Source organism: uncultured Bifidobacterium sp. (genome assembly GCF_963540075.1).
Classification (GTDB): Bacteria; Actinomycetota; Actinomycetes; order Actinomycetales; family Bifidobacteriaceae; genus Bifidobacterium.
The window spans coordinates 1-13,124 of the sequence record NZ_CAUTOG010000010.1 but is presented as its reverse complement, the minus strand read 5'-3'; the positions used below and the strand labels follow the sequence as shown (position 1 = coordinate 13,124).

General features: G+C 63.7%; 8 protein-coding genes and 1 pseudogene. 4 read left to right on the top strand and 5 right to left on the bottom strand.

Annotated features, from left to right (window positions below; translation table 11 throughout):
* Positions 1–350: 350 nt before the first annotated feature.
* Positions 351–1,703 carry an MFS transporter gene (locus RWX87_RS02485; RefSeq protein WP_314686558.1) on the top strand — a complete coding sequence of 451 codons (1,353 nt, stop codon included), beginning with the start codon at positions 351–353 and terminating at the stop codon, positions 1,701–1,703.
* 1,261 nt (positions 1,704–2,964) lie between these two features.
* Positions 2,965–4,176 carry a L,D-transpeptidase gene (locus RWX87_RS02480; protein ID WP_314686556.1) on the top strand — a complete coding sequence of 404 codons (1,212 nt, stop codon included), beginning with the start codon at positions 2,965–2,967 and terminating at the stop codon, positions 4,174–4,176.
* A 121-nt stretch (positions 4,177–4,297) separates the two neighbouring features.
* Here the strand turns inward: RWX87_RS02480 and RWX87_RS02475 are convergent, their stop codons facing one another.
* The 4 genes from RWX87_RS02475 to RWX87_RS02460 form a co-directional block, all read right to left on the bottom strand.
* Entirely contained in the window at positions 4,298–4,774 is a 477-nt protein-coding gene (locus RWX87_RS02475; protein WP_314686553.1) for a nucleoside deaminase, read from the bottom strand.
* A 186-nt stretch (positions 4,775–4,960) separates the two neighbouring features.
* Positions 4,961–6,460: a cytosine permease gene (locus RWX87_RS02470; RefSeq protein WP_314686551.1), complete on the bottom strand. Its 1,500-nt coding sequence runs from the start codon at positions 6,458–6,460 to the stop codon at positions 4,961–4,963.
* Between the two features lie 159 nt (positions 6,461–6,619).
* Entirely contained in the window at positions 6,620–7,201 is a 582-nt protein-coding gene (locus tag RWX87_RS02465) for an isochorismatase family protein (RefSeq protein ID WP_314686550.1), read from the bottom strand.
* A gap of 290 nt (positions 7,202–7,491) precedes the next feature.
* The gene (locus RWX87_RS02460) at positions 7,492–7,860 is read right to left on the bottom strand and encodes a nucleotide pyrophosphohydrolase (protein WP_314686548.1); all 369 of its coding nucleotides are present in this window, start codon (positions 7,858–7,860) and stop codon (positions 7,492–7,494) included.
* Positions 7,861–8,251: 391 nt separating this feature from the next.
* On the opposite strand from RWX87_RS02460, the pseudogene RWX87_RS06800 reads away from it, so the two are divergent.
* A pseudogene (locus tag RWX87_RS06800) lies at positions 8,252–8,818 on the top strand (GIY-YIG nuclease family protein); the annotation flags it as partial.
* Positions 8,807–10,513, top strand: a complete 1,707-nt coding sequence (locus RWX87_RS02455; protein ID WP_399552274.1) for a DUF2075 domain-containing protein — start codon at positions 8,807–8,809, stop codon at positions 10,511–10,513. The pseudogene RWX87_RS06800 and the gene RWX87_RS02455, both read left to right, overlap by 12 nt.
* 127 nt (positions 10,514–10,640) lie before the next feature.
* Here RWX87_RS02455 and RWX87_RS02450 read toward each other — a convergent pair.
* Positions 10,641–13,124, bottom strand: a 2,484-nt coding sequence (locus tag RWX87_RS02450) for a helicase-related protein (protein WP_314686544.1), incomplete at its 5' end; no start/stop codon positions are given.

Here is a 13,124-nt window from a genome sequence, read left to right as displayed (position 1 = left end):
TGTCCCGTCCGCGGATGGGGCGGGAGCTCGCGCGTTACCCGCGGGAAACATTCGCGCCATTCGCGCCATCTCGTCTGCGTATACTCCCGAATCAATCGCATGCAATTGAATTCGCCTCTGGGATGACCAGACCGAAGGGTTCCTTCGAGCGGCCGGGACGGATTGACGAACGTGGATGATTCGGCCGTCTGGCGCGCTTGCCGTCGACCGATTCTTCCGTGTGCCGCATCCGACGTGGCGACGTCCCCTCATGTGGTGTCCACGCCCGTTCGGGGGCACCCGGGTCGGGCGGATGCGCATGCGGGCGGAGTCGTGAGAGCCCGGCGTCATGCGAGCTGAAAGGAGTCCCGATGACCTCAGCGGATATGCCATCAACGTCATCACTTCCCGTCTCGGTGTCTTCGACCCCGTCGTCATCGGCATCAGCCACGGCGTCGGCATCGGCATCCGCCTCATCCGCCCCCACCACGGCCCCGGCTCCGCGCTACGTCGCCTCGCCGTACCGCTGGGTGGTGCTCGCGGCGACCATCCCGCTGTTCGCCATCACCCAGATGTACTGGCTGACCTTCTCGACGATCTCCCCGCAGGCCGCCGCCTTCTATCACACGACGCCGCTGGCAATCGCCACCCTGTCCATGAGCTACATGGTGGCGTACATCCTCTTCTCGATGCCGGCCTCCCTGCTGTGCGATCGTCGCGGCATCCGCGCCTGCTTCGCGGTGGCCGCGGCGCTCACCGCCGTCTTCGGCATGCTGCGAGGCGTGCTGTACGCCAGCTTTCCGCTGGTGGTGGTCTGCCAGCTTGGACTCGCCGTCGCCCAGCCCTTCGTCATGAATCCGCTGACCAAGCTCGCCGCCAACTGGTTCCCCGTCGACCAGCGCGCCACGGTCACCGGCATCGGGTCAGTGGCCGGATACGTGGGCATCGCCGTCGCCGCGGCGCTCACGCCAACGATGTACGAGTCGATGGGAATGGGCGGCATGCTGCGTGCCATGGGATGGGTGGCCATCGTCTCCGCATTGCTCGTCATGCTGCTCGTGCGTGAGGAACCCGCCACGCCCGCCGGCCCGCGCGCCGAGCAGGGTCGATTCCGCCTGCGCGATGCGCTCGCTCTGCGCCATAACCGCGACTACGTGCTGCTGCTCGTGTCCGTGATGATCGCGCTCGGCGTGTTCAACGCGCTGCTCACGGCCATCGCCGACATGTTCGTCTCGCGCGGGATCACGACCGACCAGTCCGGCATGGTGGGCACGGCCATCATCCTCGCCGGAATCGTCGGCGGCGTGGTGCTGCCCCTGGCCAGCGATCGTACGGGCCGACGGCATGTGTTCATCGTCGTAGCCATGCTGCTGGCGATCGTGGCGCTCGCGGGCCTGTCATACCTGTCCTCGTATCCGGCGCTGATCGCGTGCGGCGGGGTGGCGGGGCTGTTCATCATGGGGGTGGGGCCGCTGGTGTTCGAATACGGCACCGAGGTCGCCTACCCGGTGCCCGAGGCCACCTCGTACGGTCTGCTCATGCTGTCCGGCCAGGTGTCGGGGATCGTGTTCATCCTGCTCATGTACGGGCTGCAGCTGCCGGACAAGTCGATGGTCATCCCGCTGAGCGTCATGATGGCGCTGATGGTGGTGGCTGCCGCATGTTCGGCGAAGGTGCGCGAGTCGGCTCTGGTGCGTGGCAATGCAGGGGCGGACGAGAACTGAGTTTTTCTCGTTTCCCTTGGTGCTCGCTCCGTTCGAGGTTTCATCCCTCGTGTTGCTGCTCGTGTTCTTTCGTCTTCCTCGACCGTCTCGCGCTCGCGCAGGGGTTTCCGCCGTCGTGCTTTGTGAAGTCGAATCATCGTTCATTCGTTTTCTGCTCCGCTCTCGTCCGATTTCATCGTTTTTCTCCTTTTCCCTTCCCGCTTCGCTGTGCTGTGGTTTGTTTTCACCGCTCTGCTGTGACCGGCTGGGCGGTGGTTTTGCTTCTTGGGCAGTTCGAACGTGTCCTGGGCGGGTCTTCCCCGAGACGGAGTCGGCGGGACATCAGGAATGCTTGGAATTCCAAGGTTTTCTCAACGGGATTTCCGGCTTAATGAACTTATCTGCCCAGCAATCTGCCCAATGAACGGGACCATGAGGATCATGACGGCCTTCCCGACCGATTCGCGCTGCTGAGCCGGGCGCTTGCCCGCCGGCGGAAACGTCTGGACGTGCTTTCAGTGGTAGCGAGCATGGACTCGAGGCATGAGAAACCTATCCATGAGAAACCTATCCATGAGAATCCTTGTAGCCACGTTCGTTGGGCATTTCCGCGTTCGATGACTGATTGTGGGAGTCGTTGAGGATGCCCAGAACGGCGGCATTCCGCGGGTGAATACCCGGAGATGGTCCGTGTCTTTTTGGAAAGCCGCCCAGACCATGAATCGGGTGCCCAATAAGGATTTCCGCGTGCCCAGGGAATGCAGTCTGCCGTGAATGGGTGACCCTTGATGGCACGTCCTTAATTCTCTATGCCGTCCTGGTCCGCCGTGCATGTGAAGGCCGTCGTCCACGGTCCTTGGCGGGGGCGACAGGCGCGGCAACCTGCCGACGCCGGCGGCGCATCGTCCAGGGTGGCCTTGGCGGGGGTGAGGTACCATCGCTCGGCGCGCATCGGAAGGGCGGCTTCCTGGGGATTCGTGATCGTCGTCGAATGCGTTCTGCGTCTCGTTCTTCCGAAGCTTCCATGGTGCGTTGTCCCGGGTGTCCCAGACCGCTGCGACTGCGCTGCGGCCGCGCTGCCTCCATGCTGCCATCGGGGCTTTATCTGTGTCGCTTCTGGCGCGGATCCGCCACAGGACCGCAATACCGCGGAATTCCGCAGGCGGCGGAAGGCGGGATGTCTCGTATCCTTCGCGATTCCGGGATGTACATTAGACATTGTTGGGGGAGTCATAGGGGTGTCGTTCCTTCTCTCGGCGTCTCAGGAAAGGGCACTGGACGGATGATGGGCAAGCAGACCAGGGGAATCGGAGGTTCAGGACGGGCTTGCGGTCCGATTCCGGCCGTGGTCATCGGCATCGTCTGCGCTGCCACTCTGGTCGTGACGACGGCCATCACGGCGGTGTTCTATGTTCGTGCGCTCCGTGACGAGAACCTCGCCTATCAGGAATCGATTTCGGAGAAACTCAAGGCGGATGATGCTCTGACGGCCTCCATCCAGGAGGCCCGCTCCGCGGTGCAGACGTATAGTGCGGACGATCTGCAGGATCCGACGAGCTACACCACGCTCACGGCCTCCATCACCTCCGCGGGGGAGACGTCGACGACGATCATGCGTGATGGGACCGCAGACGGTGGAACAAGCTCCTGGCTGCTGTGGAGGTCGAAGGCCGTGCGGTCAGCGGTGACGGCAGAGACGAAGCGGGCGACGAGGCAGGCGGCGGAACTCAAGAAGTCCGTTCAGGCGGTGAAGGAATCGAAACGGGCGAAGGACGAGGCCATTGCACGGGCGAAGGCGGAGGCGGCAAGACGACTTGCCCAGGCCAAGTCCTCCCTGAAGACCGCTTTGTCGACGGCCCGGGGCATGTACGAGGCCTCCGCGAAGGCTGTGGCTGATGACTCCACGAGGCAGTCGCTCAAGGCCGTGATCGATGCCGCGCAGCAGGTGTACGACGGCTCCAAGTCCACTGATTCCGCCACATATCAACCGTACGTCTCGCGGCTGCAGTCCGCGGCGAAAACGGTCGGGGATTCCGAAGCGACTCACCAGCTCGCCATCATCTCGCAGGACATGACACTGCAGACGCTCATCGCGGATGGACGGGTCGATCTGTCGCAGTATTCGGATCTCAGTCTCGACGTGAGCATCGCCAATCAGCGCGTGTACGTGAAGAGCAACGGCATGGTCATCTACGAGATGATCGCCTCGACGGGGCTGTACGGTCCGACGCCGACGGGGGACTACACGATCAACGGGTATCGCGGCTATGAGTTCCACGACACCGAAGGCTGGGGCGGACGGTATTGGGTCGGGTTCATCAAGGCCACGTACCTGTTCCATTCGGTGCCGATCGACGAGAACGGCAACTACGTGGCCTCCGAGGCCGCGAAGCTCGGCCAGCCCGCATCACATGGCTGCGTGCGCCTCAGTCTGACGAACGCCAAGTGGCTGTATGAGTACATCCCGACCGGCACGCCAGTGCATGTGGCGTAGGAGTTGATTCACCGGAACCATATCGCATATGGCCGGTATTCGCCGTGATCAACCGGGGCCCATGGTCATCCTGGGAGTCGCCATTGCCCTTGATCCTCGACATGAGCGTGGGTGCCGGTGGCTACTCCTCGCCGATGTCCTCGTTCCAGAGAGCGTCGTGACCGGCGATCCATGTCGACATCGTCCGGATGAGCTCAGGGTCGTTCAGCGTCACCACTTCGGTCCCGTGCTCGGCGGTCCAACGCTGACCTCCGTCGAAGTTCACGTCATCGCCGATGACGACCCGTCCGATGTGGAACTGGCGGACCAATCCGGAGCAGTACCAGCAGGGGGACAGCGTCGTCGCCAGCGTGGCGTGCCGGTAGCTGCGCTGGCGACCGGCGTCGAGGAAGGCGCTCGTCTCGCCATGCAGGGCCGGGTTGTCTCCTTGGACGCGCTGGTTGCGCCCCTTGCCGAGCAGATGGCCTTCGGCGTCGAACAGGGCGGCGCCGATGGGGATCCCTCCCTCGGCGAGTCCCTTGAGCGCCTCCTCCTTCGCGACGGCGAGCCTCTCGGCGTCCGTCGCATAGACCTTGTCGCCGTATGTGGATGCGGACATGTCAGTCTCCAATCCCTGATGCTGTTTCGTACTGCCTTGTACTACATGGTGTTGCTCGGTGATGCCCGCTCCTTGAGCTCCGCCTTGTCGCATTGCGGCTTCCGTCAATCGGCGTCGAGCGTCGGAAGCCATCGCAGATGATCTCTCCTGTCGGCTCTGTCGGCGGCGTTCACGGAGATTTCCGCCCTAGTCTTTCGCGTCCATGGAGTCCATATCCGCCGGAGTCTCGACCTTCCTGCCGAGAGGATCACCGAGCTGGGGCTTGAAGACCTGGAAGAAGATGACATACAGCACGGCTGCCAGAAGGAACCCGATTTCGGGGGTCAGATCGCCGACGGCCGACGTGGCCTTCGGAACGAGTCCGACGAACAGCGTCTGGTTGGAGAACAGCACGACGGAGAAGACCATGGCGATGAGGAAGCTGATGAGGCCGGCGGGATTTCTATAGCGGGCCTTCGCGGGGATGAATTCGGCGATCGACGTGCCGCGCCGGAGCCACCGGTCCGCGAACTCGACCCCGAGCCAGGGGGCGATCCAGTAGGCGATGATCAGAAGGAAATCCTCATAGAGCGACGCGAACCTCCCGTCCAGCACGGCGGCCAGCGCGATGAAGAATCCGAGAACGCCGAAGCTCAGGGCGATGAGGGCCCGACGCATGCGGAAGGAGATCCTCACGCCGGTGGCGAGGAAGGACATCGCGGCCGAGTAGATGTTGAGCGAGTTGGCGGCGATGGCCCCGATGAAGATCGCGATGAGCGTGAGGTCGCGGATGACGGCCGGCATCCCGTCCACGTACGACTTGGTGGGGTTCGCGCCGAAGGCGATCAGTGCGGCGGCCGCGCCGCCGATCATGAGCACGGTGCAGGACACGCAGTTGCCCAGCCCTGCGGCCAGCGCGATCTTCACCCGCGAAGTGGTTCTGGACAGATACCTCGTGTAGTCGGCGGCGTAGGTGGTCCACCCGGCCGTGTAGCCGAACGCGGCGGAGATGGTCAGCGTGAAGCTGGCGAAAAGCGGCATCGTCGAGGTGACGGGCCTGCCAAGATCCGCCCTCGCCAGAAGAGCGATCGTGGCGACGAGGAAGATGATTCCAAGCACGATGCTCGCGTAGCGCTCGAACATCTGGACCAGATCGTGCCCGACGAAGGCCACGGAGACCTCGACCACGACGATGATGATGAGACAGGCCACGCTGTTGAGACCGGTGATGGCGTTCAGGGCGAGGGTGCCCGAGACCGAGTTCGTCGCGAACCAGCCGAGACCCGCCATAGCCGTCTGGAGGAGGGACGGGACGACGTTGCCGCGCAGACCGAATGCCGCACGTCCCAGCACAAGCTGCGAGAGCCCTTCGCGCGGACCCCATGTCGACAGGAGTCCGTGGGCGATGCCTCCGAGGACGTTGCCGATGACGATCGCGATGACGGCCTGTCCGAAGTCGAGTCCGAAATAGGCGACCGCGATCATGCCGACGAAGACCGTGGCGAATTCGAAGTTCGGCGCGCTCCAGGTGAAGAGCAGCTGCCATGGGCTGCCGTGACGGTGTTCGTCGGGAATCGCTTCGATCCCGCCAGGTTCGATGGCTGTGGGGTGGTATCCGGTGCCCGCAGTGCCGGCGGCGTCCAATGTGGCGGCGGTCGCCACTGTGCCGGCGGTGGCTTCGCCGCCTGAGATCCGCGCGTCTGTCATGACGCACAGACTACAACTCCTATGTGTTTGCGGATGAGTTCGCGGGTGCGAAAAAAGGTATATTACACAGAATTTACGTGGCTGACATGCGCGTCGTCTTTGCCGTGAATTCGCGAATATCCGTCAGGGCGGGAACCGAATCATCCCGTACGAATCCCGTTACGCCGTGACGAGCGTGGCTCCGTCCTTTTCGAGCTCCTCGAGGGCGGCCTTGGACGTGGCGGGCGCGACGCCGGCGACGAGGTCGGTGAGGATGCGCACGCGGCGTCCCGATTGGAGGGCGCCGAGCGCGGAGGCGCGTACGCAGTAGTCGGTGGCGATGCCCGCCACGTCCACGTCGGTGACGTGGTAGGCGTCGAGCACCTGCGGGAAGGGACGGCCGGAGTCGTCGGTGCCTTCGAAGATCGAATAGGCGGGGACGTTCTGCCCCTTGCGGATGTGCACGTCGATGAGCGAGGCGTCGAGGCCGGGGTCGTAGTCGGCGCCGGGCGTGCCGGCGATGCAGTGGACGGGCCAGGTGTCGACGTAGTCGGGCCTGTCGGGCGGCAGGGCGATGTGGCCGCCGTTGGTGCTGTCGGCGGTGTGCCAGTCGCGGCTGGCGAAGACCACGTCGTAGTCGTTTTTGTGGGCCTTGAGGTAGGTGGTGATGCCCGCGGCGACCGCGTCGCCGCCGGTCACGCCGAGTGCGCCGCCCTCCGTGAAGTCGTTCTGCACGTCGATGATGAAAAGCGCCCTGATCATGAGACCAGTGTAGGCGGGGGAGCGGGGCGGTTCGGGGTCGGGTCTGTTAATTCGGCGGGATGCTGATTCGACGCCGATACGATTCGTTCGTTGGATGCAGCGCATCCGAAGGTTCATGTTTCCGCGATATTGAGGTCGCACTTATCACGCCGAAAGCGAGCCGATGCGTGCTGACGTTCGGGAATCGGGAAGAGACCGGAGTCGGTCGATGTCGTTTTACTGATTCGAGCCTGGTAATCGATTGCTGATCTCTCCCGGATTGTTCGCAACCCGTGAATCTGCTGTATCCGCTATTCCTTTCTGCCCTCCTCATGCAGCCGCTTCGTCGCTGCAGGGTCATCGCGCACGGCGCTCGCCGGGTATTTGCGCTTCGTCCGTTCGAGCTTGTCGAGGATGATGTCGTCCATGTCCACGCCGAGGCGGTCGGCCATCATGATGCAGTAGGTGAGCACGTCGGCGAGTTCGTCGCGTATTTCCTGCGGTTTGGCAGCCGGATATCCCGCTTCTCCGGAGCTTCCGGGAGTCCACTGGAAGCATTCGAGGAGCTCGCCGGCCTCGATGCTGATGGATTTGGCGAGATTCTCCGGGGTGTGGAATCCGTCCCAGTCGCGTTCGGCGGAGAAGCGTCGGATGGCATCGATGGTGGAGTCGCTGATCATGGTTACGAGGGTAGACCCGGCGTTGAAAAGCCGGCGCGATAATGGGTGTATGGAGCATGGGGTCGGCGAGCCAATCATCATCAGGATGCCGTATGGCGATTATCGGGGCGGCGATTTCGAACGGACGGTCCACGACGGTCTTCTCCGAAGGGGATTCGTTCCCGTGTTCGCGGATACCGCGGATACTGCAGACACCGTGGATTCCACTGAACTCACGGGTGGCGTGGATTCCACGGATGGTGTGGATGTCGAATCCAATGATGAATTCGCCGACGAAGACGAGAGTCCGGACTTCCATCGCGAGAGGAACCACCATGGAGCTGACGACAATGGCGGCCACGATTCCGGATCGGATGTCGTCTCGATTCCGTCTGGTGCGGTCCCGTCTGATGTCGTATCATCGTCCTTGGAACGGATGCTTCTGCGGCTCATCCTCAGGTATCCGACGGTGTACGTCGTCTATCACGGTTCAAGGAACGTTCATTCCGGCAGACCCGAGTACACCGTCTACGTCGGGGAGACCAACGACATCGTCCATCGCACGTTCCAGCATCTGCACGCCGACCCGAACGTCAGGGATGACTGGCGTGATGTCGCCAGAGCCGTGCAGACCCGGCATGACGCCTACAGCCAGTACGTCATAGGTCATCCCAAGTTCAACAAGTCGCTCACGTTGGACGTCGAGAACCGTCTCATGCATTACATGTCCAGCGCGGATTCGGTGAAGCGGCTCAACAACCGGCGGACCAACGCCCAGGGGGATTACTACACCTCCGACGAGTTCGACGCGATCTTCTCGCGCATCTGGCTTGATCTGCACAAGGATGACCCCGAACTGTTTCCCGCCGAGGAGATCATCCAGGATTCGGCCCTGTTCAAGGCCTCGCCCTTCCACAGACTCAGCACCGAACAGCTGGAGGCGGAGGAGGAGATTCTCACGGCCGTCATGCGGTTGATGCGGACGGACTCCTCCGCGTCCGAACCCGATGCATCCGAATTCCAACGGAATGCCTCCTTGCCGAATGTTTCCTTGCCGAACGCCTCGGAGGAATCCACAAGCACAGCAAATAATGAAGCACATAATGACGAAGAAGAGACGCGGTGGCCTGAAGCCCGGTCGGAAGCCAAAGCCGGGGAAGAGAACAAAAGCGAAGCCATGCTCACCCTGTTCGTGGTGCAGGGGGCCGCGGGCACCGGCAAGACGGTTCTGCTGAGTCATCTGTTCTACCGTCTCGTCACCGAACTCGAGGCGAACCGACCGCGGCGCGGAGAATCGGCTCCCGAGGATGCCGAGGACCGTTCCGAGGACAAGGCTTCGGAGAAGCTCGGAGGAGACGCCCTGTCGGCGTTCATCCTCGTCAACCACAACGAGCAGCTGAACGTCTACAACCAGATTGCCCTGAAGCTTGGTCTTCAGAAGAAAAGAGGCGAGGTCGTCCTCAAGCCGACGCCGTTCATCAACCGATTCAGCGAGACCACGGAATCCGGGCGTGCGATACCCGACAAGCCCAAGGGCCGGGCGGACATCGTGCTCATCGACGAGGCGCATCTGCTGCTCACCCAGGGGAACCAGGGATATTCCGGGAGGAACCAGCTGTACGACGTGCTCCGTCGGGCCCGGGTGGTCATCGCCGTCTTCGACCCGATGCAGATTCTCCGGTCGCAGCAGCAGTGGGACCCTCGTGAGCGTCGTCGGCTGTTCCCTGATCTGGGGTCGAGTTCGCGGAACGAACCCGATGGATCATCCATGGAAAGCCGGAATGGGGAGGTCGTGCGACTCGGCGAATTCCAGAATCTCGCTCCACTGGAGGTGTCGGTCAGGCGAATCCGCCTCCATCATCAGTTCCGTATCGCGGCGGGACCGAAGATGATCAGTTGGGTCGACCATCTTGCCGCCGGCGTTTCCATAGACCCGCTTCCCGCGGATCCTGGCGAGCCGGGGGAGAAGGATGGCGAGTGGATTCGCCCGCCCTATGAGGTGAAGGTGTTCGATTCGCCTGTGGAGCTTCGCAAGGCCATTGCGCGGAAGGCCGGTCTGAGACCTGATGGATGGGACGGTCACGGTCTGTCCCGTCTTCTCGCCACCTACGACTGGCCGTATTCGCAGAAACGAACCAATCCCGACGACCCGGAGGGATTGTGGACCGTGAGGATGCATCGTGGACCGGACGGTACATGGCTGATGGGGCCGAAGCCCGTTGCGAGGAACGACGACAACAACGGCGACGGAAGCGTGGATGCCATCGACGGTGTTCCTGATGCCGATGCGACCAATGAGTTCCGCATGCCGTGGAACTATCAGCTGCCGGATACCGATGCGGACAGAAGCCATGGCAGGAATCTCGCGTGGGCGGAGAAGCCGCATACCATCAACGAGGTCGGGTCGATCTTCACCATCCAGGGCTTCGATCTCAACGTGGCCGGGGTGATCATCGGTCCGTCGGTGACGTATCGGGAGGGGAATATCGTCTTCGACCCGGATGCGAGTTGCGACCATCTCGCCGTCGACAAGCGTTCCGATCTGGGATCCTTCGCCAAGGAGAACCTGCGCAACGAGTTCAACGTGCTTCTCAAACGCGGGGTGCATGGACTGTACCTGTTCGCGGTGGACCCGGAGCTGCAGAAGGCGCTGAGGAAGACGGTTTTAGCTTGATTTGCCTATACTCCAACACCGGGGAATCCGGAGTTCGGGGGCTTTCCGGTTGATGTTGTTAAGATGCGAGGCATCGATGTGTCTCCTCGGCATGAGGTCATGAAGAGAGTCGTTCAACCCAAGACCCTCACCACGGCTCTCGCCCGCGGTTCCAGTAGCTGGCGAAGTCCTCGTTGAAGGAGGTCGTCGTCGGGCTGACGGCCAGATGGTCGAAGGCGTGTCCGACGTAGCGGATCCGGTCGTGCTCCGGCCCGTCGGGGCTCACCCGCACGAGGGACAGCCGGTGATGCCCGTGCTCCTCCTGCGACTGGCCGGTGGCCACCTCGTTGGCGGAGACGGTGAAGGTGTCGGCGCCCGGCAGGTCGATGCGGCCCTTGACCTCGATGAGGATCCGGTTGCCCAGGTCGTCGCGCGAATCGATGTCGTACCCCTTGTTGTTGTGCGGCATCTCCGTGGGATGCCGTCCCAGCGCGCGTTCGGCGGCCATCGTCAGGGCCACGGCCCTGCGGTCCACCTCCTCGGTCTGTCGGGCGTGCATCCTGGCCTCCTCGGTCTGCTGCGTTTCGGGATGGAGAACGTGGTCGGGGATGACGAGGGCCATGCCGCGCACCACCGCCGGCCGGGCGTGGATCATGTCCTCCTGCGCCAGCTCCTTCTCGCGATTCTCGAGCCGGGTCTCCAGTGTCTGGGCCATCCTCTTCGCGCCCGTTGGCGTGCGCTTGCCGGGCTTCCTGCCCTGGCGGCGGTCATCGAGCAGACGGTTGTACTGGTCGTACCAGAATCTGATCTCCGCATTCAGCCGGGCCTCGACCTGCATGCGCACCTGCTGGGCGTGCCTGTGCCGCTGGGACTTAAGCGATTCCATCACCGGCCGCGTGCCCGTCTGGTAGGCGAAGCCGCGCAGGGCGTCCATGTCGTTGCGCTTCAGCCACGGCTGCCTGAGCACCGCCGACACCGCGGCGTGCTCCTCGGGGCGCGGGGCCTCGTAGTCGAGATACGGGGGAGCGGGGGAGAAGACCGGTCCCTCTCCCTCCCGGGCCTCGAGATAGTCGAAATGGCGGGATATCGGGCGGTCCTTCACGTCGTCGATGGTCTGCTCGACCGCCATCAGCAGCATGGGTGCGTCGGGCTGGGTGTCCGTGCGGTCCACGAACACCGTGCCGCGGTCCAGAGCCAGACCGAAGCGTTCGATGACGAGGTCGGTCACCGCGCCCAGCAGCGGGGTGCCCAGAGCGATGAGCATGGCGTCCGGGGCGTTCTCGGCGTGGATGCGCTCCGGGTCGAAGGTGACGCGCTCGTAGGCCGCGGCCAGGGGATGATGCCGGTCGATGCGCAGCGCCCGGCGCCTGACCTCCGACGGCACATGCGTGAGCTCCCATCGTCCGGTCTCGCGGCGCCGGGCCGAGCCTCCGAGCCGGTCGAAGGCGGCGAGGAAGAACGCCGAGACGAAGCCGGGCTGCAGCTTGCGCTCGCGGTTCCTCTCCATCATCCGGCGCACCTCGTCCACGTCGAGACGCGGGTACATCTCCGGATGCGCGGAACGTTCGTTCAGCAGGTCGTCGAGGCCGTCCGACACGGAGCTGTCGATCGTTTTTTCAAGCTGGGCCTGCACGTCGGGGCGGTCGCCGTAGCGGATGGCCTGCACCATGAGGTCCTTCAGCGGCTTGCCGTGGAAGGCCTTGCCGTCGCCCAGCACGTTGAACAGGTTGCCGCGGTACGCCCTGCCGATGGTCTCGATCTTGTCGAGCAGACGGCGGTACACGTCGCCCTCACGGGTGCCGCGCGCCACCATGTTCCACAGGAAGCACACGCGCTTCTGCCCGATGCGGTGGATGCGGCCGAAGCGCTGCTCGATGCGGTTCGGGTTCCACGGCAGGTCGTAGTTGACCATGAGGTCGGCGCGCTGCAGGTTCAGGCCCTCGCCGGCCGCGTCCGTGGCCACGAGGATGCGTGCCGACGGGTCGTTGGAGAAGCGCTCCTGCCGGGCCCTGCGCTCGTCGCGGGACAACCCGCCGTGAATCGTCACCACCGACTCCCGGCGACCGGTGAGCGAGGCGATGCGGTGCTCGAGATAGGTGAGGGTGTCCCGGTGCTCGGTGAACACGATCATCTTGTGCGGCAGGGGGGAGGTGCCGGTGTCCAGCACCTGCTTCTGCACGATGGCGCTCAGCTCGCTCCATTTGGCGTCCGCGCCGGAATTGCGGACCTGACTGGCCTCCTCGACGAGCCTGCCCAGCAGCTCGATTTCGGCGGCGAGCTCCTGGCGGCTTTTCGCCGCGGTGGCCGAATCCACCACCTGGTCGACGTCGTTCTCGAGGCTCTGCTGCTCGCCTTCGGGCGTCTCGTCCCACACGTCGTCGAAGCTCGTGTCGTCGACGGAGGGCAGCGACTTCTGCTGGTCGCCGAGAAGCTCCTCCACCGTGCCCTCGTTCGCGTCGATGCGGCGCAGCAGATCCGTCAGCCTGTCGCGGCGGCGCTCCAGGGACCGCAGGATGGCCTCCGGGCTGGACGCCAGTCGCCTCTGCAGCACGGTGAGGGCGAAGCCGATGCTGTTGCGCCATGAGCTCGTCGTTGCGGGCGATCTGGTCCATGCGGCAGATGAGGCGGGCGT